The sequence below is a fragment of the Synechococcus sp. WH 8109 genome, from assembly GCF_000161795.2.
GTDB lineage: Bacteria > Cyanobacteriota > Cyanobacteriia > PCC-6307 > Cyanobiaceae > Parasynechococcus.
The window spans coordinates 1,227,995-1,248,322 of sequence record NZ_CP006882.1 but is presented as its reverse complement, the minus strand read 5'-3'; the positions used below and the strand labels follow the sequence as shown (position 1 = coordinate 1,248,322).

Annotated in this window: 20 protein-coding genes; 7 read left to right on the top strand and 13 right to left on the bottom strand. The window is 61.6% G+C overall.

Going from position 1 to position 20,328, the window contains the following annotated elements:
- The first annotated feature begins 59 nt into the window (after positions 1-59).
- On the top strand, positions 60-536 hold the full coding sequence (locus Syncc8109_RS06800; protein WP_025362357.1) for a 6-carboxytetrahydropterin synthase: 477 nt from the start codon (positions 60-62) through the stop codon (positions 534-536).
- On the opposite strand, the gene clpB is transcribed toward Syncc8109_RS06800, so the two are convergent.
- Positions 522-3,110 (bottom strand): ATP-dependent chaperone ClpB, encoded by a 2,589-nt coding sequence (gene clpB, locus Syncc8109_RS06795; RefSeq protein WP_006849789.1) that lies wholly within the window; start codon positions 3,108-3,110, stop codon positions 522-524. The two genes, Syncc8109_RS06800 and clpB, sit on opposite strands and share 15 nt — an antisense overlap.
- A 144-nt stretch (positions 3,111-3,254) precedes the next feature.
- Between clpB and Syncc8109_RS06790 the strand changes: the two genes are divergently transcribed.
- On the top strand, positions 3,255-3,464 hold the full coding sequence (locus Syncc8109_RS06790) for a hypothetical protein (protein WP_006851290.1): 210 nt from the start codon (positions 3,255-3,257) through the stop codon (positions 3,462-3,464).
- On the opposite strand, the gene Syncc8109_RS06785 is transcribed toward Syncc8109_RS06790, so the two are convergent.
- The 12 genes from Syncc8109_RS06785 to Syncc8109_RS06730 all read right to left on the bottom strand — a co-directional run bounded on the left by Syncc8109_RS06785 (position 3,465) and on the right by Syncc8109_RS06730 (position 12,630).
- Complete coding sequence (locus tag Syncc8109_RS06785; protein ID WP_232202395.1) at positions 3,465-3,743, bottom strand: hypothetical protein; 279 nt, start codon at positions 3,741-3,743, stop codon at positions 3,465-3,467. It lies immediately after the preceding gene.
- Between the two features lie 19 nt (positions 3,744-3,762).
- The gene (locus Syncc8109_RS06780) at positions 3,763-4,158 is read right to left on the bottom strand and encodes a hypothetical protein (protein WP_006851283.1); all 396 of its coding nucleotides are present in this window, start codon (positions 4,156-4,158) and stop codon (positions 3,763-3,765) included.
- Positions 4,158-4,418 (bottom strand): Nif11-like leader peptide family natural product precursor, encoded by a 261-nt coding sequence (locus Syncc8109_RS06775; protein ID WP_025362355.1) that lies wholly within the window; start codon positions 4,416-4,418, stop codon positions 4,158-4,160. The genes Syncc8109_RS06780 and Syncc8109_RS06775 overlap by 1 nt, the downstream gene beginning before the upstream one ends.
- Positions 4,415-4,792: a c-type cytochrome gene (locus Syncc8109_RS06770; RefSeq protein WP_006850491.1), complete on the bottom strand. Its 378-nt coding sequence runs from the start codon at positions 4,790-4,792 to the stop codon at positions 4,415-4,417. Before Syncc8109_RS06770 ends, Syncc8109_RS06775 begins: the two co-directional genes overlap by 4 nt.
- A 133-nt stretch (positions 4,793-4,925) precedes the next feature.
- Complete coding sequence (gene petE, locus Syncc8109_RS06765; protein ID WP_006851002.1) at positions 4,926-5,285, bottom strand: plastocyanin; 360 nt, start codon at positions 5,283-5,285, stop codon at positions 4,926-4,928.
- A 7-nt stretch (positions 5,286-5,292) separates the two neighbouring features.
- Positions 5,293-6,312, bottom strand: coding sequence for an NAD(P)-dependent oxidoreductase (locus tag Syncc8109_RS06760; RefSeq protein WP_006851576.1), 1,020 nt, complete (start codon positions 6,310-6,312; stop codon positions 5,293-5,295).
- Complete coding sequence (gene hemE / locus Syncc8109_RS06755; protein WP_006850201.1) at positions 6,309-7,367, bottom strand: uroporphyrinogen decarboxylase; 1,059 nt, start codon at positions 7,365-7,367, stop codon at positions 6,309-6,311. Before hemE ends, Syncc8109_RS06760 begins: the two co-directional genes overlap by 4 nt.
- An 81-nt stretch (positions 7,368-7,448) precedes the next feature.
- Positions 7,449-9,746 (bottom strand): 1,4-alpha-glucan branching protein GlgB, encoded by a 2,298-nt coding sequence (gene glgB / locus Syncc8109_RS06750; protein WP_006850700.1) that lies wholly within the window; start codon positions 9,744-9,746, stop codon positions 7,449-7,451.
- Positions 9,747-9,869: 123 nt separating this feature from the next.
- Positions 9,870-11,474, bottom strand: a complete 1,605-nt coding sequence (locus Syncc8109_RS06745) for a CocE/NonD family hydrolase (protein WP_006849823.1) — start codon at positions 11,472-11,474, stop codon at positions 9,870-9,872.
- Entirely contained in the window at positions 11,464-11,775 is a 312-nt protein-coding gene (locus tag Syncc8109_RS06740; RefSeq protein WP_084213257.1) for a hypothetical protein, read from the bottom strand. Before Syncc8109_RS06740 ends, Syncc8109_RS06745 begins: the two co-directional genes overlap by 11 nt.
- A 16-nt stretch (positions 11,776-11,791) precedes the next feature.
- Positions 11,792-12,193: a DUF4332 domain-containing protein gene (locus tag Syncc8109_RS06735; protein WP_006849868.1), complete on the bottom strand. Its 402-nt coding sequence runs from the start codon at positions 12,191-12,193 to the stop codon at positions 11,792-11,794.
- Positions 12,193-12,630: a Ycf51 family protein gene (locus Syncc8109_RS06730; protein WP_006851886.1), complete on the bottom strand. Its 438-nt coding sequence runs from the start codon at positions 12,628-12,630 to the stop codon at positions 12,193-12,195. Before Syncc8109_RS06730 ends, Syncc8109_RS06735 begins: the two co-directional genes overlap by 1 nt.
- Before the next feature lie 66 nt (positions 12,631-12,696).
- Between Syncc8109_RS06730 and Syncc8109_RS06725 the strand changes: the two genes are divergently transcribed.
- Genes Syncc8109_RS06725 through Syncc8109_RS06705 form a run of 5 tightly spaced genes read left to right on the top strand, consistent with a single transcriptional unit; the run spans position 12,697 to position 20,328 of the window.
- The gene (locus tag Syncc8109_RS06725) at positions 12,697-17,145 is read left to right on the top strand and encodes a translocation/assembly module TamB domain-containing protein (protein WP_045172747.1); all 4,449 of its coding nucleotides are present in this window, start codon (positions 12,697-12,699) and stop codon (positions 17,143-17,145) included.
- Positions 17,146-17,148: 3 nt separating this feature from the next.
- Positions 17,149-18,057, top strand: coding sequence for an ROK family protein (locus Syncc8109_RS06720; protein ID WP_025362353.1), 909 nt, complete (start codon positions 17,149-17,151; stop codon positions 18,055-18,057).
- Positions 18,058-18,065: 8 nt separating this feature from the next.
- A complete protein-coding gene (locus Syncc8109_RS06715; protein ID WP_025362352.1) occupies positions 18,066-19,373 on the top strand; it encodes a glutamate-5-semialdehyde dehydrogenase in 1,308 nt (435 codons plus the stop codon).
- Positions 19,373-19,744, top strand: a complete 372-nt coding sequence (locus tag Syncc8109_RS06710; RefSeq protein WP_006849677.1) for a dihydroneopterin aldolase — start codon at positions 19,373-19,375, stop codon at positions 19,742-19,744. The genes Syncc8109_RS06715 and Syncc8109_RS06710 overlap by 1 nt, the downstream gene beginning before the upstream one ends.
- Positions 19,741-20,328, top strand: a complete 588-nt coding sequence (locus tag Syncc8109_RS06705) for a triacylglycerol lipase (RefSeq protein ID WP_006851695.1) — start codon at positions 19,741-19,743, stop codon at positions 20,326-20,328. Before Syncc8109_RS06710 ends, Syncc8109_RS06705 begins: the two co-directional genes overlap by 4 nt.

Below are 20,328 nucleotides of genomic sequence, written 5' to 3'. Positions count from 1 at the left end.
GGACATTCGGGCAACGCCTGAATCTTCCCGCAGCGTGCTCCATTCCGCGTTTTCCCCCCTTGCTCGTTTCTCCGACTCCATACAGCTGCAGCAAAGCCTTCAGCGGCTATCCCTGCTGTCACCGGCAGTGGCGCCACCAGGGCCATTGCCGCTTCGTGCATGGGTACAGCCGCAGTTTCAACCTCTGGTTCGCCGCAACGGAGCTGGATGCCTGCGGGTTTGTTGTTGATTTCTCTAGCCTTCGCCCCTTCGAAGAACGCCTGAGGCAGCAGTTCGACCACACCTTTCTGGTCAATGCCGACGATCCACTGCTGGCGGAATGGCAGCGGCTGCATGACCTCCAGGCCATTGATCTCCGCGTGATGGAGAACGTGGGCATGGAGGCAACGGCGGCCTTGATCTGGACCTGGGCCAATGAGCTGCTGCAGGAGCGGGACGGCGGTCGCACCTGTTGCTTCGGCGTGGAGGCGCGGGAGAACAGCCGCAATGCGGCCACCTACAGCGCTGTCCCCGATGGGTTTTCAGCGCAGGGCTAACACGTCCGCTTCCAGCTCCACGCTGATCGCCTGCCCCTCGCTGTAACGACCCGCCAGGATCGCTTTGGCAATGGGTGTCTCCAGTTCCCGTTGCACAGCGCGTTTCAGCGGTCGTGCCCCATAGACGGGGTCATATCCGGCATTGGCGAGCCAGTCGGCGGCCCCATCGCTCAGGCTGAGCTCCAGCTTGCGCTCAGCCAGCCGCTGGCGCAGACGTTCCACCTGCAGGGTGACGATCTGGCGCAGTTCCTCCCGCCTGAGGCTGTGGAAGATGATCTGATCGTCGAGGCGATTGAGGAATTCCGGCCGGAAATGGGCCCGGAGAGCGTCATTCACCCGGCTTTCCATCGCTCCATGCTGCTCGGGATCGCTGGCCAGCTCCAGGATCGACTGGCTGCCGATGTTGCTGGTGAGAATCAGCACGGTGTTGGTGAAGTCCACTGTGTGGCCTTGCCCATCGGTGACACGGCCGTCATCGAGGATCTGCAACATCACGTTGAAGACATCCGGGTGGGCTTTCTCCACCTCGTCGAACAGGATCACGGCGTAGGGCCGACGACGCACCGCTTCGGTGAGCTGGCCACCGGCCTCATACCCCACGTAGCCGGGAGGTGCCCCGATCAAACGGCTCACGGTGTGCTTCTCCATGTACTCCGACATGTCGATGCGAACCATGGCGTCATCGCTGTCGAACAGCCGGTTGGCGAGGGCTTTAGAGAGTTCCGTCTTGCCCACACCAGTGGGGCCGAGGAATAGGAAGCTGGCGATGGGGCGGTTCGGGTCGCTCAGCCCTGCCCTGGACCGTTGAATTGCATCGGCGACGGCGGTGACGGCCTGGTGCTGGCCGATCACCCGCTGATGCAGGTCATCCTCCAGCTGCAGCAGCTTCTCCATTTCGCTCTGCACCAGTCGTGCCAAAGGGATTCCGGTCCACTTGGCGATCACCTCAGCGATGTCATCTTCACTCACCTCCTCCCGCAGCAAGCCTTTCTCGCCAGACTCCTCTGAGGCGATCTGGGCGTCCTGTTCGAGCAACTGCTTCTGCAGCGAGGCCAGGGTGCCGTATTCCAGTTCCGCTGCTTTGTTCAGGTCGTAGCTGCGTTTGGCCTGTTCCACCTGCAGCTGCACCCGTTCGATCTCCTCCTTGAGCGACGACAGCTCATCTATCGCCCCTTTCTCTTTTCGCCACTGGGCATTCAGGGAACTTTGTTGTTCGCCCAGGTCTGCCAGCTCCCGCTCGATCCTCTGCAGCCGCTCCTGGCTGGCACTGTCGGATTCACGGCCGAGGGAGAGCTTCTCCATCTCCAGCTGCAGGATCTTGCGATCGATTTCATCGATCTCCTCCGGTTTGGAGGTGATCTCCATCTTCAGGCGAGCGGCTGATTCATCTACCAGATCAATCGCTTTATCTGGCAGAAAGCGGTCGGCGATGTAGCGGCTGCTCAACACAGCAGCTGCCACCAGGGCACTGTCGGCGATGCGGACGCCATGGTGCACCTCATAACGCTCTTTCAGGCCCCTCAGGATTGAAATCGTGTCTTCCACGCTCGGTTGATTCACCAGCACTTGCTGGAAGCGTCGCTCCAAGGCGGGGTCTTTTTCGATGTGCTGGCGGTGCTCGTCGAGGGTGGTGGCGCCAATGCAGCGCAGTTCCCCCCTGGCCAGCATCGGCTTGAGCAGATTGCTGGCATCCATTGCTCCACCGGTGGCTCCAGCGCCCACCACCGTGTGGATTTCATCGATGAACAGCACGATCTGGCCTTCCGAAGCGGTGACCTCCTTGAGCACAGCTTTGAGCCGTTCCTCGAACTCACCTCGGTATTTCGCGCCGGCGATCAGGGCTCCCATGTCGAGGGCGATGAGCTGACGGTTCTGCAAGGCCTGGGGCACATCGCCATTCACGATGCGCTGCGCCAATCCCTCAACAATGGCGGTCTTTCCGACCCCTGGTTCGCCGATCAGCACGGGGTTGTTTTTAGTGCGCCGGCTGAGGATCTGGATAGTGCGCCGGATCTCCTCGTCTCGACCGATCACCGGGTCCAGCTTTCCGTCACGAGCGGCGGCCGTAAGGTCTCGTCCGTACTTTTCAAGCGATTCATAGGTCCCTTCCGGGTTCTGATCGGTCACCGTCTGGTTGCCTCGCACAGCTGTAATGGCTTCTTTGAGTTTGCTGGTGTCAACGCCCGCTTGGCTGAGCAGTTGCCTGCCGCAGCGTTCATCGTCGGCCAGGGCCAGCATCAGATGTTCGATAGCGATGTAGCTGTCACTGAATCCATCGCGGGCTGTTTCGGCGCGATCCAGGCAGCTGTTCAGGGAGCGTCCTAGAAACACCGATTCCGGTGGAGAGCCAAGACTGGGCTGCTGCCTGAGATGGCTGTCGACGGCCGCCTGGAATGTGCCAACGTCGACCCCTGCTTTGCTGAGAATGCGTCCAGCCAGACCGTTCTGCTGCAACAGCGCAAGCAGGAGATGCTCCGTTTCCAGTTGCTGATGCCTAGCGCTGTGCGCCAGTTGCTGGGCGGCGACGATGGCGGCCCAGGCTTGTTCGGTGAACTGTTCAGCCGTGGGTTGCATCTCGGATGCGTTTCAAACTGGGTTCACCGTATGGGGCTTGTTCCCTCTTCAGTGGGGGCAAACCGAAGCCTTTGGATCGGTCCTCACGCCAGGGAGCGGCAAACCGGGGTGACTTTTTAGAGTTTGCCGAACCCTTGGATGCCAATGCCTAATCAGCCGCTGGTGGACTCCCTCATGCAGCAGGGCTTGGCGCTCGCATCAACGGCTGGCGGTGAGCTGGAACGCAGCTGTTGGATGGTGGTGCATGAGCACCACCACGGGGTGAAACCCACGGAGTACGACATCCGGGAAATCGACGAGGATCTCTATCTGGCTGTGTTGCAGGCGGCCAAGCAGGCCCAGTCCGCAGCTTGATCAGCCGTTGAGCAGCTCCCGTAGAAGTGCGCGGTGAGCGTTGTCGGCTTCGATGGTCTCCCGCATCTCTTTGGGGAGGAGGGCCTCAAGGATGTCCTGTTTTTTCATCTCCGTGGCATAGCGGCTGCTGAACGCGCTGAAGCGATAGAGATACGAAGTTGCGGCCTCTGGGGTGAAGGCAATCACCTCTAGGGCGTGTTTGAAGTGGAGGTAGGACACGGTCCACTCCACCAGCTCGTCAAAACTCTTCAGGCCAAGAGGGTTCTCAGGAAGTTTCATCGCTGCATCGCCCATGGCTTCAACCAAAACCCTTGGCCTTGGCCTGGGCCGTCAGGTCTTTCAACCGGCCGTTGAGCAGAACATCGCGTTCACGGTCTGCTCCCACATGGGGGGCGATCTCCACCCCAGCGCTCCGCATGGCCTGCAGTGCTGCTGCTTCCTCAGATGAGCCCGTTTCACTGCCGAGGTAGCGCTCCACGGCGGCAGCCCCTGGGGCGTCCGCGGCGAAGTACACCGTTCCAGGACCTCGCCGCTCGATGGTTTGCTCTCGCTGCCGGCGGCGCTGCTGCACGCTCGCCCAGAGTCGGCCTTGATTGGCGGTCATGAAGGCGTTCAGATCGGCGGCATCGGTGTCTTCCGCCAGGGCCATGCTGGTACCGTCGACAAAATCACTGAGAAGGGTGACAACGGCCATCAGGTCTTTGGTGATTGGAAGGGTGTTGATTGCGGGGGTGTTGATTGAAGAAAAGAGCGCTGAATCCGGCTGGTTTCGAACCAGCTGGTGATGGCTGATTCGCAGGCGTCGTCCCAGAGATCCCGCTGGACCACATTGAAGCCGTGGCGGCGTGCCAGGGCCAACAGTTGATAGTCATCACGGCATTGGGCCGCATCACGCCGCAAGCCTTGGTTGTGCTCCACAGCCCGCAGAAAATCCCGAAAAGCTTCACGACTCATCGCCTGGACCATCCCAATTCGGCCCGTTGTTCGACGTAGGTGGCCACCGCCATGATCTCCTCCTCACTCAGTTTGTCGGCATAGCTGGGCATTGCATTCAGCCCATCCTCGATCTCATGCTCCAGGGCCTCCAGCGGGGAGCTGGAGTAGGCCACCACATGGTCGTTCAAGTCGCTGATCTTCAGCGTTCGGTTGGCGCTGATCACATTGCCGCCACCCATGTGACAAGCCGCACAGTTGCTGTTGAAAATTTGCTCACCTCGCTCCAAGGCGGAACTTTCAATCGTGTCAATTGCCGTCGCAGGAACAGACAGCAGACCTGTTGCGCCAACGATCAACAGCAACGTCAGGATCAGGCCTGATAGGCGTGCCATCGCAACCCCCCTCAATGCCCCAAGCTATCCATCGTTGCCGGCAAAAAAAAGAACCCCGGGCTGTGGTTGATACACAGCCCGGGGAATTCAGTTCAGTTTGAGATTTTCAAAGATTTCCTCAGAAATCCAGGAATCACTCAACGACCACCTTGCCGACCATGCCAGCACCGCGGTGAGGCTCGCAGTAGAAGTCGTAGGTTCCAGCGGTGGCGAAGGTTTCCTCCCAAGATTCGCCGGGGTTGAAGGCGAGATCGGAGTGGCTGTACTCGTCGTGACCTTCGAAGACAGCGTTGTGAGGAGCCAGTTTGTTGTTGACGAACTTGACAGTGTCGCCGGCCTTGATGTTCACGGTAGCGGGCTCGAAGGCGAGCATACCGCCGTCGGTTCCGAGCTTCACTTCAACAGTGGCGGCTTGAGCGCTGCCGACGTTGAGGCCGATCAGCATCAGGAAGGCGCAGCAGGCGGCTGCAATGGTGCGGATGACGGAGCGCATGAAAGTGCTAGGTCGATGCATTGACCTTACGCGCGGGTCTGGGGGTTCCGCGATTGGGCAGGCCGGAATCGCTAAGAACTGTTGCCAAGTCAGGGGCATGGCTGCTGCCACCGAAACGTTCCGGCTGCGTCACCGGGTCATGGATGAAGTGGCGCTGGCGAATGCTGAACCGGTCCCAGGAATTCACTTCGATCGGCAGAACGCTGATCAGAGTCTCTATCAGCCATGGCCAGAGCGGAATGCCGGGCGTTCGGGCCACACCGCGCCAGCGGCATAGGGTTTTTACGGTGTCATTCACCGAGACGGCCGGTTGTCCCATCACCACCCGGCGCAGAGCTCCTTGCCCGGGTTCTCGGTTGGGTTCATGGGGGCGTGTGGCCAGTAGGCCACAGATGCGGGCGATGTCTTCCGCATGGATGAAGTGGAAGCTCGCATCCACCCGAAGCCAGCGGGCCAGCCAGAGCCAACGGCTGACTTCAGCCAAACCTTCGGTGAGGTAGCTGGTGGGGAAGGGGCTGGTGCCGTCGACCCGTCCACCGAACACCAAGGTGGGAAACACCGCAATAATTTTGCTGGCCAGGGGGTGTTGTTCAAGATCCCTGAGGCAGCGAGCCTTGGTTTGGATGTATTCGGTGCCGTAGGCCAGAGCTTCCGGCAGGGGGCACAGGTGCCGATCGAGCACGCTGGCCGTTGAGAAGTAAATGATTTGCTTCAGCTTGCTGGGATCCAGAAGCGCCAGCATCCGTTTCACCGCCATCACATTCACCTGTTCGGCCCGCTCGGGGTCACCCCAGGCCGTGGCGGTGTGAATCACCCGGTTTACCGAGGCCAGCTCTTGGGCAAAAAGGTCCGTGTCCCGCAGGTCCCCCACCAATAGGCGGATGCGGGGATGGTCTGCTGGAACAGCGGTGAGTTTGGCTGGGTCCCTCAGCCAGAGCAGCAGCTCGGCATTCGAGTGGTCAAGAAGCCAGCGGGAGATGTACTGACCGACGCATCCGCTGGCGCCGGTCACCAGGATGCGGGTCAAACGACAGCCCCGAGACGGTCCATCACGCTCTTGCCGGCCCGGAAGAAGGCTTCACCATTCTCTTCCGGTGTACCCGGCAGGATTCCATGGCCGAGGTTGAGGATGTGCTTCCGGCCGCGGGCCTTGCGCACGCAGTCATCGATGCGGGCCTCAATCGCCTCCGGGGTGCCGAATAGCAGGCCGGGATCCACGTTGCCCTGAACACCAACGTGCTCCGGCAGACGAGCCAAGGCTTCGGCCATGTCCACGGTCCAATCCAGCGAAACGATGTCAACACCGGTGTTGGCCATCCGCTCGATCACGCCGGCGCTGCCGGAGATGTAGAGGATGAAGGGGGTGTCAGGGTGCGTCTGCTTGACCAGATCCACCACCTTCTTCTGATAGGGAGCAGCGAAGGTGTCGTAGTCCGCCGGGCTGAGCTGGCCGGCCCAGGAATCAAACATCTGCACTACCTGGGCGCCGGAATCAATCTGGTAGCGCAGGTAATTGGCGATCGACTCGGCGAAGTGGTCGAGCAGCTTGTGCAGGATCTCGGGTTCGCGGAAGGCCATGGCCTTGATCACCGCGTAGTTTTTGCTGCTCTTGCCTTCTACCACGTAGGCGGCAAGGGTCCAGGGAGCACCAACGAAGCCGAGAACAGCTGCTTCGTTGCCAACGCTTTGGCGGAGACGACCCAGCACCTCACCCACAAAGGGCATCGACTCGGCGGGGTTGAGCGGGTGCAGAGCATCCACCTGGTCCATGCTCCGGATTGGATCGCCGATCTGAGGGCCTTTGCTCTCGATGATGTCGAAATCGATTCCCATCCCCGGCAGGGGAGTGAGGATGTCGGAGAACAGGATCACGCCATCGGGCTTGAAGGCGTGAAACGGCTGCATCGAGATCTCATAAGAGAGATCAGGGTTTTCGGAACGCTCACGGAAGCTGGGGTACTTGTCCCGCAAGTCCCGGTAGATCTTCATGTAGCGACCGGCCTGGCGCATCATCCACACCGGAGGACGCTCCACCGATTCACCGCGCGCAGCACGCAGGAGCAGGGGTAAAGAGTCGCTCATCAAGCCCGGTTAGGTCAGCCGGAAACCTACCCGAATCGAGGCCTTGGCTAGAGCTTTACCCCCTCTTTGTCATCACGTTCGTCACACGATGTTGTTCGGCTCGCTGCTGCTCAGGCTGCGTTTCGGGTCGTGCTTGAACACCATCAGGCTCAGCGGCGGCAGGCAGAGATCCAAGGAGTTCTCGTAGCCGTGGATGCCCCACTCGTCCGTTGGTTTGCCACCCATGTTGCCGAGGTTGCTGCCGCCGTATTTGGCTGCATCTGAGTTGAAGATCTCCTCGTAGAAGCCGGAGAGCGGAACGCCCACGCGGTAGTGGGAGTGACTTTGGGGCGTGAAGTTCGCAACCACCACTAGCCAGGTGCCGCTGGCACTCTCCCGACGCATGAAGCTGATCACGGAGTGGCGGTTGTCGTTGCAATCGATCCACTGGAAGCCGAATTGGTCGAAGTCGTCGCGCCAGAGGGCCGGTTCTGCCTTGTAGAGAACGTTGAGGTCATCCACCAACCGCTGGATGCCCTTGTGAGGTTCGTAGTTGAGCAGATCCCACTGGAGATCGCCCCACACATTCCATTCAGCCCGCTGGCCGAATTCCATCCCCATGAAGATCGTCTTCTTGCCGGGGTGCGTCCACATGTAGGAGAGCAACGCCCGGGTGTTGGCGTACTTCTGCCAGTCATCTCCCGGCATCTTGTGCAGGAGATGGCTCTTCCCGTGCACCACTTCATCGTGGCTCAGGGCCAGCATGAAGTTCTCGGTGTAGGTGTACCAGATCGAGAACGTGATGTTGTTCTGGTGGAACTGGCGGAACCACGGGTCCAGCTCGAAGTAATCGAGCATGTCATGCATCCAACCCATGTTCCATTTGAGGTTGAATCCGAGGCCGCCGCTGTCCGTGGGCTGCGTCACCATCGGCCAGGTGGTTGATTCCTCCGCGATCGAGAGGGCCCCTGGGAAGTGCTGGAACAGCACGTGGTTGGCCTGCTGCAGGAAGCGAACAGCTTCGGTGTTCTCCCGACCACCGTTCTCATTGGGGAGCCATTCCCCGTCGGGACGCAGGTAGTCGCGATAGAGCATCGAGGCCACGGCATCCACGCGAATGCCATCTATGTGGAACTGCTCGAACCAGAACACCAGGTTGGCGACGAGGAAATTACGAACCTCGTTGCGGCTGTAATTGAAGATCAGTGTTCCCCATTCCTTGTGTTCCCCGATCCGGGGATCACTGTGTTCATAGAGATGGGTGCCATCAAAGAAGGCCAGGCCGTGGGCATCCTTTGGGAAGTGGCCCGGAACCCAGTCGATGATCACGCCGATGCCTTCGGCGTGACAGCGATCCACGAAGGCCCGGAATTCATCTGGCTTTCCGTAGCGGCTGGTGGGGGCATACCAACCCGTCACCTGATAACCCCAGGAGCCGTCGAAGGGATGCTCGGTGATCGGCATCACCTCGATGTGGGTGAAGCCCCTCTCCTTGACGTAAGGAATCAGGCGATCGGCGAGTTCGGCATAGGTAAGCAGGCGAGCGCCGGGCTTCATCTCCGCTGCGGGAACGGGCGTCCGAGGGGTGCCGTCGGGTTGAATCCAGGGCTCGTCCGCTGAGGCGTGGATCCAGCTGCCCAGGTGCATTTCATACACCGAGATCGGTTGATCGAGCGCGTTGCTGCTGTCGCGCTTCTGCATCCAGCCTTGATCGGACCATTGAAATCCGCCCAGGCGAGCCACAACGGAGCTGTTGTCCGGGCGAACCTCGTGTTGGAAGCCGTAAGGATCAGCCTTTTGGTAGCAGTGACCATCCTGGGTACGGATTTCGTACTTGTAGAGATGTCCCTCCTCGAGGCCGGGGATGAACAGTTCCCAGATTCCTCCGACGCGCTGCTGCATGGGGTGGTGACGTCCGTCCCACGAATTCAGATCTCCAATCACGGAGACGGTGAGAGCGCTGGGCGCCCACAGACAGAACATCACACCCTTGACCCCGTCACGCTGGGTGAGGTGGGCACCCATCTTTTGCCAAATGTGGTGATGGTTGCCTTCAGCAAAAAGGTGGCGATCCATTTCGCCCATCCATTCGCCGCGGAAGGCCCAGGGGTCGTGTTGTTCATGCACAATCCCGCCCCGCTCAACCCTGACCCGGTAAGTGCAGCCGGGGTCTCTGTTGAGCTGTGCCTCGAACACCCAGGGGTGGTTCGGCGTTGTCATGGCGATCTCGTCACCAGCTTGCAAAAGGGTGACTGTTTGGGCTTCCGGCATCCACATCCGCACTGTCCAACCCTGATCCGAGGGTTGAGGACCAAGTACCGCAAACGGGTGGTCATGGCGACAATTCGCCAACCGTTCGCCGTCCTGCACCATCCAGTCGAGGACTGCGGCGACACCCATGGGAGATCTGTGAATTGGGCGAGATGTTAAGCCCGATTTACGAAACAGATCCGCTGTTGATCAGACGAAGTCTCGGGAAATGTCGACGTTGATGATCCGACCGCTTGCGTCAAAGCACAAACTTCAGTCGAGCTTCAGTCTGCCGGAATCAAAGGGGTTCATCTGCAGGGTGGAGTCAGCAAGTTTCAGTGTCAGCGTCACCACACGATGCTCTGGGCTTGGTGCTCCGCAGGGCAGGGCATCGTGGCCAGGGTTGACGCCAATGGCGGGCCACGCTGCTGCGGCAACTGAGATTCTCAGTCGATCGCCACAAGCCAGGCTCGCGTGCAGCGGCTGGAGGGTCACGCTGCGCCTGGCTGGCTGCAACGCCTCCTCACCGCGAACCCGTACGACTCCCGTGCTCAGTTGTTCAACGCTGTTGGCTTCCGCGGACAGGCGCGAGAGGCTGATGCAGAGATCAAACCCGGGCTGGTCCGCTTCAGCGTCCAGCAGGAGGTGCGGTTGACCCGACAGCAGCAGCTCATCAATCAGGGGTGCAGTGGTGAATGTTGCAACGTCGTTGCGTTGATCCACGGCCGTGCGCTCCGCCGGCCCAGGGGTTGTCCCGAGGTGTCCACCGATGGCTGGAACCGGTCGCCAAGGGTCATGAACGATGACCACGCTTCCTTCTCCTTCTCCATCCGCCACAAGGGCACCGTCGCTTGGGTCTATGCAGGCCAGTCCATTGCTGCGCAGTCCCCATGACGCTGATCTGCCCGTGGCCGGTGCGGGGATCGCATCCCACTGATGCTGGGTGATGTTCCAGAGCTGGTGGCTGGGCTTCGGCTCCTGCGGGGGGCGATCCTGCAAATGCTGTTGGAAGAACTGAAGCATCAGCTGCTGGGTTCCCGGCCACCACTGCAGATGGGAGGCCGGCCCGATGTGCAGGGATGGCTGCCCGCCGGCCACCTGGCTGCGATGCCAGAGGTCCAGCAGACCCACCAGATGCGGATCCCACCATCCACCGATCAACAGCATCGGCCGCTGAAGCCAGCTCTCCGGGGCGTGATGAACTGTCCACTGCTGAGCGTTGCTGGGGTCGTTTTTTAACCAGCTCCAGGCCATGCCTTCGGGGTCATGGCGCTCCAGCAGGCTTGGTCCGTCCCGCAGATAGCGGTTGTCTTCAAGGCTTCGACGAATCTCCAGCCAGGCCGTTGCATCTCCGCGTCGCTGGGCCTGGAGGGCCGCCAGCTGTAGCCCCCAGCCAAGGCCGAGGTGCCACCAGTGGGCACCGCCTTCACAACTCCAATGGCGTCGTTCGTCCAGGCCGGTCATCGCCGGAGCGGTGCACTCCGGCGGTGGGGCCGACTCAGCTGCGGTGAGCTGGGTCAGGCCCTGATACGAAAACCCGTAGACCCCCAGGCGTCCATTGCATTCCGGCAGCTGCCTCACCCAGGCATGGGTGGCGGTGGTGTCGGCCGCTTCCTGACCAAATCCCCGGAAACGTCCCTCCGACTCCCCTTGTCCTCTTACGTCCTGAACGACCACCAGGAAGCCATGGGAAGCCCACCAGCTGGGGTGGGCATAGGTGACGGTTGAGGCGATGCGGCTCCCGTAGGGCTGCCGCATTAGCAGGGCAGGCCAGGGGCCTTCTCCGCTGGGGTGCCACAACCGTGACCGCAGCACCACACAATCTGCCGTCCTCAGCGCTGCAGACCGGCAGGCAATTCTGCTTGTTTCAGCGGACATCGTCGCAATGCATCCCCACGATGTAGGTCATGAGAATTTCCGCATCCTGAAAACTCAGGTTCTCGCTGGCAGCGACCTGGTTGATGTACGTCTTGGAGAATGGCGATCGGCCGTTAGCGTTCATTTGCCGGAACGAACGGCACATGGCCTTTGCTTTTTCAGGATTGCGTTTGACGCTGTTGAGCAAGTCCGAGTCAGCAGCTACCACGAGCAATGGTGAGCCCAAGAGAGCCAGAGCGATTAAAGCTTTGCGTAGGAGTTTCAAGCCCATAAAAGGTTCATACGCAGGATTGGACGCCAAGGCAGGGTTGCTGGGGTCAGTTCGCCAGTTGCCTGGCGCGGCGGATCCAATCGCCGGCCACCCGCAGATCCACCACGGCGGGCCGTTTGGTTCCAAGGCTGCGCTCCAGCCTTCCGGTCTGGCGCACAAGACGTTCGGGGGTGCATGCCGCCAGAGCGGCGGGCGTGGCGATGCCCGCATGCATCAGCAGCGCGGCGTCCTGGGGAGGCAAATCCAAGCGGCAGGCCAAATTGGCCATGCCCCGCAGCCGCTTGAGGTTTCGGGCGGAAGCCTGGCCACTGCGGGCGAGTTGGCTCAGTTGCAGATCCGTTAGATCACGGATGCTGGACCAGCGCTTGATACCGGCCCGGTCCAGTTCCTTTTGTTCCCTGCGAAACGACTGGGGGAGCTCCTCGATCGTGTCGTTGAAGTTCGGCATCAACGCAAGGTCTTGCTCAACTCGCCCAGGATGACGGGGCGTCCCAGCCCATCGCCCTCCGATTGGATGCCCCGCAACCGCACCAGCACGGTGCTGCTGGAGCGACCTGAGCCGCGCAGGTTGCCCTCCAATTGCTCCAGGGTGGCTTGAACTGTTGTTGGGGCTAGGTCGGCAGGAACCTGGGCCACCACAAGGTCGTTGCCGTTGTCGAACACGATCGGTGCCCGCACTGCACCCTCCACTACTACTGGCGGTGTGTAGCTCACGCCGAATGCCCAGCAACTCACGGCCAGCAGCAAGGTGAAGCTGCTCACGCCGACCAGTCGAAACCGAATGCCCCATTTGGTGAGGAAGGCAACTGCCGTTAGTGCTCCAAGCCCAAGCCCAGACCAACCCAGCCAGGGAGCGGCAGTAAGCAGCAGCTGATCGAAGGCCATGGGGTCTGGTGGACTTAAAACAGTCTCCTTATATTGCGCGAGAATCCGCGGAGACCGCCGCGTCTGATGGGGAAAACGCGGCGCAGGACCTGGTTGGTTGCGGGAAGTTTCGTTCTGGTCGGGGCTGGAACAGCAGGCTTCATCGCCCTTGATCGCGCTGCCGAACGCATCCTGAGCCGGGCACGCCCCAGTTTGGAGCGCACGTTGTCGGGTCCTCTGGGCCACGACGTGGATCTTGGTCCTTACGAGGGACTTCGCCCCTTGGCCCTGGGGATCGCCATCGGGCCTAGTCGGATCTTGCCGTCGGCGGCGGATCCTTCTGAGCTGAGCCTGGAGGGGCTGGAGGTGAGCCTTGCTCCCTTTGCGAGTCTTCGGCGTCTGCAGCCGGTTCTGCAGATCACGGTGCACAAGCTGCGCGGCCAGTTGCAGGCCAATGAGGTTGGTCGGTACTGGACCTTTGGGCCACTGAGCGGCGACGGCGCCCTGCCGCGACTTGGCGTCCAGTACCGGTTTGCCGATCCTGCACTGCTCCGTTTCGGTCCTCAGCAGCAGACCCTTGAACTCCGCAGTCGGGGCGCAGTTCGGTTCGGGGAGGCTTTTTTCAGCACCGCATCGGAACTTCGCTGGCTCGAAGCTGAAGGGGTGCTACGGCTCGATGGACAAGGGCATTGGGATCGCCCTCGCTTCAGGCTTCGAACGCGGCTGGATCAGCTCAACCTGAAACCTTTGGGGGCCGTCATTGCCCCTGCTCAGGATCTGGATGCCTCTGGGACGTTGGAGGGAGATGTTCAGATCGGCTGGGCCGATGGGTCGTTCAACTGCCGAGGTGGGCTCAGCCTCAAGCGTCTCGAACTTGCTGCGCTGAACAGCACTCGTCTCAGGGTCGCTTGCAAGGGCGATCAACTCAAGCTGCAGCCCGCAACACTGCGTTTTGGAGCCTTTGAGGCTCGGGCCTCAGGGTCTGTTGCATTGAACAAGAGCTTTGATCTCCAGGCTGACGTTCGCCGCAAAGACCTCAGCTCTGCAAGCCAGGACCGGTTGAAGCTCAGGATCCAGGGCCCCTGGGCGGAGCCCCGGTGGAGTGCAGACGGTGAGATCAAGCTGCCTGAGGCCACAGGGCTCAACACAGTCCTGAAGCTGGACGCTCAGTGGAGCATCCCCTGGCTGCAAGACCAGCAACCGTCTGTTGCCGTGGACAGACTCCGCCTCAGTGCCCCGGGACTGCGCTTCGGGCTGGCTGGGAGGATTGGATCCCAAGTGGATCTGAGCAGCACGGAGCTGCAGATCGATCCACGCTTCTGGTCTGCGCTGCCGACCATGCAGGCCGGACTGGGCCAAACCGCTCCGATCCTTGGAACCGTCGACGTCAGTGGTGCGTTGGCGTCACCGGAGCTGAGCCTGAAGCTTGGCCAGGCGTCCAACCCTTTGCTGGACGAGTGGTCGTTTCAGACCCGATGGTCCTCGGAGGATTCCGCTCTGGTGCTGGATTACTTCACCAGTCCGCTGTTGCGGGCGGAAGCGCGCCTTCCTTTTCAACTGGCTCAGGGGCGGTTGCAAACCGGTGAGCTTCAGAGCGGCTTTGAACTCCAACCTTTCAGCCTGAGCCGTTTCACCCCCTTGATCGGCACGGCGCTGGGCGGGCAGGTGGCGGCGCGGGGTCGCGTGGATGGTCCCCTGTCGGGGCTTCAGCCCGACATCAACCTGATGCTGAATCAACCCCGCGTTGGTGCTTTGCAGGTTCCCGAACGCTGGCAAGGCAGCCTCAACGGTGAACTGGGCCGTGGTGCTCGTCTGGCGATGGTTGCTCAGCAGCCTGCCTTGCCCGGCACGCTCGTGGCTGAACTCGATGCCGATGCTTGGCCCAAGACCGTGCTCTTGCGCCGGGGTGAGGGGCAGTTGCGCTTGCACGAGCTGGCTCCGGCTGGAGAGCAACGCCGCTACCGCTGGCGTGCAGCTGACCTCAACATCGATGGACTTCGTTTAATCGTTCCGCCGGTCAACCAGCCCAAAGCGGTGGCAGGTCAGCTCACGGGTGCAGGGAGCCTTGCCATGGCCCCCCTCGCGATCCGTGGGTCTGCCGCCATTTCGGAAGCCTCGATGGCGGGGGTTGCCGTGCAGAGCCTCGAGCTGGAGGGTTCCCTCAGGGATGGGCGTTTTCAGGCCAATGCAGCACTGACTCCCTTGCAGGGCAGCATCCGGTTGAAGGCCCGTGGCGACCTGGGTGGCCGGATGCACAGCGGCATCGAGGCCGAAGGCCTGGATGTGACCTGGTTGACGCTTCTGGCCCGTCAGTTGAGGGGGAGCGATCCCTATCCGGGCCTGGCCCCCGGCCCTGCCGAGGATCTCGGAACCCTGTTCATCAACACCTTTGGCGGATCGCTTGATGGTCAGTTGCGAGCTCTGGCGGCATCGCGCCGGGCACTTGAGGCTTATGCCCTGGCCCACCCCCGCAAGGGCCCTGAGCTGGAGCGTCTGGAGGGGCGAGTCAATCTGTCGGGAACGATCGACGGTTCTGATCCGAAGCGCCTGAAGGCCGATCTGATCGCCAAGGCCCATCTTTGGGTTGAGGGGGATGACCAGGTCAAGGCACTCCAGCTTGAACCGATGGTCGCCACGCTTCGCGGCCCGTTGCTCGGTGGATCCGGTGACCTCTACCTGCTGCAGGTTCCGCTCTCTCTGCTGGCGTTGTTGGCTCCTGTGCCGCCGCAGCTCCGCGGCAGTGTTGGCATCCGCGGCCGCTACGACCTCAGCGGAACGGCTCCCTTGCTGGTTTCCGATCTGGTGCTCGACTCAGCCACCCTGGCGGGCCAGCCCCTGCAGTTGGAGCAGCGATCGGTTGTCGTTGAGCGTGACTTGATCCGCCTGAACTTGGCCCTGAAGGGAGGCGAGAGCAAGGAAGCCGTCACCGTGTCCGGCACGGTGCCCTTCAACCCCGATTCGAATTTGAACCTGAGGCTGGAAAGCCATGGGGATGCCCTTGGCGTGTTGACGCTTTTGGCCGGGGATTCCTTGGCTGTCAAGCAGGGGAGCACCAATCTACGGCTGTTGCTGCGCGGGCCGTTGAACCAACCGCAAGCCAATGGCTTTGTGGTGGTCAGTAATGGAGATCTCAGCATCGGTGAACAGGAGCTGAGTCGGATCAACGCCTCGATCCTGTTCGATTTCGATCGCGTCTTGGTGCAACGCCTGGAGGCTGAAGTGGGCCGCGGCGGCTTGCTGCGCGGTTCTGGAAGCCTTGGCTTGTTCACCCCCCAGAGCGGGGCTTCACCGCTCACCCTGCAAATCAGCCAAGGGCAGATTCGACAGCCGATCGTGCAGTTCCAGGCCGATGGCGAACTGCAGGTGTCTGGAGCTTTAGTGCAACCCGTCCTCTCCGGAAATCTGGAACTGTCGCGGGGCACGCTTCGGCCCCAGTCCGGCTTCTTCGGACGGTTGCGGCGGGGCGAACTTCAAGCCCTGGCACCCACCGGTGTGGAGGGCTCCTCTGCGGCGGTGCAGCTTGGTCCTCAGGCGTTGAAAACACTTTTGGAGGAGGAGTGGGACTTTCAGGAACCTCTGGTCCTGATGGGTCCCAACCGATCCATTCAAGCTCCGGATCAGCTGCAACGGTTCATGCCGAAACTGCCGGCCATCCGCTTTGAGAACCTTCGGCTGGCCCTCGGCCCTGATATCGAGGTGCTGATGCCCCCCTGGATCAGCTTCAAAGGGGGAGGCGCTGTCACGTTGAACGGCCCCTTGGATCCCTCGCTCAAGGCACGAGGCTTAATCCAGCTCAATTCCGGCAGGATCTGGGTACCCCCTCTGGCTCCACTGCGTTTGGACCCACAGGCGGCCAATGCAGCGGTGTTCACGCCTTCGCTGGGGCTTGTCCCCTACGTGGATATCGCCATGCAAGCCAGGGTCGCTGACACCGTTAGTGCGGGCACCAACGATCAGATCACCAGCGCAAACCTCTTTGCTTCGAATGGAACGGGCAGTGCCTATGTCGGTGGTGGTCAACTGCGGCTGGTGAGGGTCATGGTCCAGGTCAGCGGACCGGCCAACCGTCTGGGTGAAAGCAACAACCTTGTCCTGCGCAGCTCGCCACCGATGAGCGAGCAACAACTGTTGGGTTTAATCGGTGGCAACACCCTGTCTTCCCTGGGTGGAACAGGTGGCGCCGCGTTGGCCACGATGCTGAGTCAGTCGCTGCTCTCACCGGTGCTGGGCACGTTGACCGATGCCATGGGACAACGGCTTCAGGTGGCGATTTTTCCCACCTACGTCAACCCCGAGGTGAAATCAGAGAAGGAGCGCACCTCCGGCCGTGTTTCACCAACACTGACAGTGGTGACGGAGTTTGGTGTGGCGTTGACCGACCGGTTCAACCTTTCTGTTCTGATGGCACCGAACACAACCGACGTTCCTCCACAAGGAACTGTCTCCTATCGGCTGACACCGACTACATCAGTCTCCGCGGCCATGGATGCCAATGGCACCTGGCAGAGCCAGTTGCAGGTGTTCTTCCGGTTCTGAGCCATGCCTATCGCGCAGGTGATTGGAGTGGATCTCGGGGGCACGGCGATCAAGTTGGCCCGGATTCGTGCTGATGGAACGGTGCTGGCGGAGGCGCAATGGCCTACACCGCAGCCCGCCGTTCCTGGAGCCGTAACGATGGCCCTGTGTGAAGCCATTGAACAGATTGATCCTGAGCATGCGGCTGAGGCGGTCGGCATCGGCCTCCCCGGTCCAATGGATGCGGCGGCTCGGGTGGCCCGTGTTTGCATCAACCTGCCCGGATGGGAGGACGTGCCGCTGGCGGATTGGCTGGAGTCCAGGCTCAACCGCCGGGTCACCCTCGCCAATGACGGCAACTGTGCGGTAGTTGGTGAGGCATGGCTCGGCGCAGCCCGTGGTGTTGATGATGTGGTGCTGCTGACCCTCGGAACCGGTGTAGGAGGGGGGGTACTTCTAAGGGGTGAGCTGTTTACTGGCCATAACGGCGCTGCAGCGGAACCCGGTCTGATCGGGGTTGAGCCCGATGGGCCGGCCTGCAACAGCGGTAACCGTGGCTCCCTGGAGCAGTTCGCCAGCATCACCGGCTTGCGGCGCTTGTGTGATCGCGATCCCCGCGAGCTCAGTGCAGAGGCCGATGGTGGTGATCCGAAGGCCCTGGAAGTTTGGAGCCGTTACGGCGAGCACCTGGGCTGTGGCATTGCTTCGCTGGTGTATGTGTTCACGCCGCAGTTGGTGTTGCTGGGTGGCGGCCTGGCGGGTGCCGCCCGCCACTTTTTGCCAGCGGTGCGCCGCGAGGTGGAGTCGCGGGTTCAGGCCGTCTCAAGGGAGGGGTTGCGGATCGAAGCCGCCTGCCTGGGGAACGGCGCTGGACGCTTGGGGGCTGCGCGGCTCGCTCTGCAGCGGCTGAACGGGATGATGGCTACAGATTGATTGCCTTGATGTCCAGCGTTCCAGAGCCTTCTGCTGCGTTGCTGCAGCGTGCCGCGGCTGTCCGCCGTGCTGCTGTTGATCTGGGGCAGACCGATGACGGCCAAAGAGCCGAGGCGCTTCAGGCGATGGCGGACGCGCTGACCGACCGTGCAGAAAGCATCCTCGCGGCCAACCGTGAAGACCTCCAACGCTCTGCAGCCGAGGGGTTGGCGCCGGCTCTGATGGCGCGGCTGAAGCTGGATGACACCAAGTTGGCGGCGGCCATTGATGGCGTCCGCAAGGTGGCCAGCCTGAGTGACCCGCTGGGTTGTCGTCAGTTGCATCGGGAGCTGGATCAGGGCCTTGTGCTGGAACGGGTCTCCGTTCCGCTTGGGGTGGTGGGTGTGATCTTTGAAGCCAGGCCGGATGCGGTGATGCAGATCGCCTCGCTGGCGATCCGTTCTGGCAACGGTGCTCTGTTGAAAGGGGGCAGTGAGGCTCGCTGCACCAATGAGGCTGTGATGGATGCCCTGCAGGCAGGCCTGGCGGCCAGTTCGGTGTCTGCCGATGCCCTGGCTCTGCTCACCACCCGTCAAGAAAGCCTGGCCTTGTTGCGTCTCGATGGCCTCGTGGACCTGATCATTCCCAGGGGGAGCAACGAACTTGTGCGCTTCATCCAGGACAACACCCGCATTCCTGTGCTGGGCCATGCCGATGGGGTTTGCCACCTCTACGTGGATGCGGCGGCCGACGTCGACAAAGCCGTTCGGGTGGCGCTGGACAGCAAGAGCCAGTACCCCGCCGCCTGCAACGCCATTGAGACCTTGCTGGTCCACCGCTCGATTGCGCAGCCTTTTCTCGCCGCTGCGCTGCCGGCCTTCGCTGCTGCCGGGGTGCAGCTGCGGGGCGATGCCGAGAGCGTGGCCCTTGGCGTGGCGGAAGCGGCTAGGGAGGAGGACTGGAGCACGGAGTATTTGGATCTGATCCTGGCGGTGAAGCTGGTGGACGATCTCGAGGCAGCCACCGATCACATCCGTTCCTATGGATCGCGTCACACCGAAGTGATCCTGACGGAGGATGCCCAGGTGGCTGATCGTTTCCTCGCGGCGGTGGATAGCGCAGGGGTCTATCACAACTGCTCCAGCCGCTTCGCCGATGGGTTCCGTTACGGATTCGGCGCTGAGGTGGGCATCAGCACCCAGACCCTGCCGCCCCGCGGACCCGTTGGTCTGGAAGGGTTGGTGACTTACCGCTATCGGTTGCGCGGCGAGGGCCACATCGCTGCCGACTACGCCAATGGCAGCCGCGTCTTCACCCACATCGATCGGCCGCTCTGATGGATTGCATCGGTGTGAGGGACCTGCGGTTGTGGGCCCATGTCGGGGTGTTGGAACACGAACGTCGGGATGGTCAATGGTTCAGACTTGATTTCAGTATTCAGCTCGATCTCAAAGCTGCTGCAGTGGCCGACGACCTGAGCCAGAGCCTGGACTACGGGGTGGCAATTCAGGCACTGGAAAGCTTGTCCCAGCAGGTTCGTTGCCTCACCATCGAGCACTTCAGTGAGCAGATGCTGGATCGGCTGGAAACGCTGTACGGGCCCATCCCGGTCTGGCTGCGATTGACCAAATGTGCTGCACCGGTTCCAGGATTTAACGGCCGCGTGTTCGTGGAACGCTCCCGCCATGGCGGGAGATCAGCCCTGTGAGCATCCCGTTGGTGCTGGTCCATGGTCTCTGGGACACGCCTCGCCTGTTTCACCGATTGGTTCAGGGTTTGGACCAGCCCGATCGCCCGCTGTTGGCGCCGCATCTGTCCCATGGTCTGGGTTGGATTCCCCTGCGGCAGCTGGCCTCTCGCCTGGATCAGCACATTCAGCAGCGCTTTGGTGCTGACGCCAAGGTCGATCTTCTGGGTTTTTCGATGGGGGGCGTGATCGGCAGGATCTGGCTGCAGGAACTGGGGGGGGGGCAGCGCACCCGGCGCTTCTTCAGCGTGGGCAGCCCGCAGCAGGGCACCCTGGCTGCTCAGATGATTCCCCGCCCGCTCCTGGCCGGTGCGGCAGACATGAAAGTGGGAAGTCGCCTGCTGCGCGAGCTGAATCGCCAACCCGATGCACTGGCTGGGGTCGAGTGCTCCAGTTTCTTTTGCCGCTGGGATCTGATGGTCTGCCCCGGCTGGAGGGCCGTTCTGCCCTTGGGCCGGTGTGAGGAAATACCGGTCTGGACCCATCAGCAACTGATCAGCCACCCCGCCGCGATTCGACGGCTTTGCAGCAGCTTGCGCGCCTGA

Excerpts from the sequence above, each read along its gene's own strand:
- clpB (WP_006849789.1), bottom strand. The coding sequence starts at position 3,110 with ATGCAACCCACGGCTGAACAGTTCACCGAACAAGCCTGGGCCGCCATC.
- Syncc8109_RS06790 (WP_006851290.1), top strand. The coding sequence starts at position 3,255 with ATGCCTAATCAGCCGCTGGTGGACTCCCTCATGCAGCAGGGCTTGGCG.
- Syncc8109_RS06785 (WP_232202395.1), bottom strand. The coding sequence starts at position 3,743 with ATGAAACTTCCTGAGAACCCTCTTGGCCTGAAGAGTTTTGACGAGCTG.
- Syncc8109_RS06780 (WP_006851283.1), bottom strand. The coding sequence starts at position 4,158 with ATGGCCGTTGTCACCCTTCTCAGTGATTTTGTCGACGGTACCAGCATG.
- Syncc8109_RS06775 (WP_025362355.1), bottom strand. The coding sequence starts at position 4,418 with ATGAGTCGTGAAGCTTTTCGGGATTTTCTGCGGGCTGTGGAGCACAAC.
- Syncc8109_RS06770 (WP_006850491.1), bottom strand. The coding sequence starts at position 4,792 with ATGGCACGCCTATCAGGCCTGATCCTGACGTTGCTGTTGATCGTTGGC.
- petE (WP_006851002.1), bottom strand. The coding sequence starts at position 5,285 with ATGCGCTCCGTCATCCGCACCATTGCAGCCGCCTGCTGCGCCTTCCTG.
- hemE (WP_006850201.1), bottom strand. The coding sequence starts at position 7,367 with ATGAGCGACTCTTTACCCCTGCTCCTGCGTGCTGCGCGCGGTGAATCG.
- glgB (WP_006850700.1), bottom strand. The coding sequence starts at position 9,746 with ATGGGTGTCGCCGCAGTCCTCGACTGGATGGTGCAGGACGGCGAACGG.
- Syncc8109_RS06745 (WP_006849823.1), bottom strand. The coding sequence starts at position 11,474 with ATGTCCGCTGAAACAAGCAGAATTGCCTGCCGGTCTGCAGCGCTGAGG.
- Syncc8109_RS06735 (WP_006849868.1), bottom strand. The coding sequence starts at position 12,193 with ATGCCGAACTTCAACGACACGATCGAGGAGCTCCCCCAGTCGTTTCGC.
- Syncc8109_RS06730 (WP_006851886.1), bottom strand. The coding sequence starts at position 12,630 with ATGGCCTTCGATCAGCTGCTGCTTACTGCCGCTCCCTGGCTGGGTTGG.
- Syncc8109_RS06725 (WP_045172747.1), top strand. The coding sequence starts at position 12,697 with ATGGGGAAAACGCGGCGCAGGACCTGGTTGGTTGCGGGAAGTTTCGTT.
- Syncc8109_RS06720 (WP_025362353.1), top strand. The coding sequence starts at position 17,149 with ATGCCTATCGCGCAGGTGATTGGAGTGGATCTCGGGGGCACGGCGATC.
- Syncc8109_RS06715 (WP_025362352.1), top strand. The coding sequence starts at position 18,066 with ATGTCCAGCGTTCCAGAGCCTTCTGCTGCGTTGCTGCAGCGTGCCGCG.
- Syncc8109_RS06710 (WP_006849677.1), top strand. The coding sequence starts at position 19,373 with ATGGATTGCATCGGTGTGAGGGACCTGCGGTTGTGGGCCCATGTCGGG.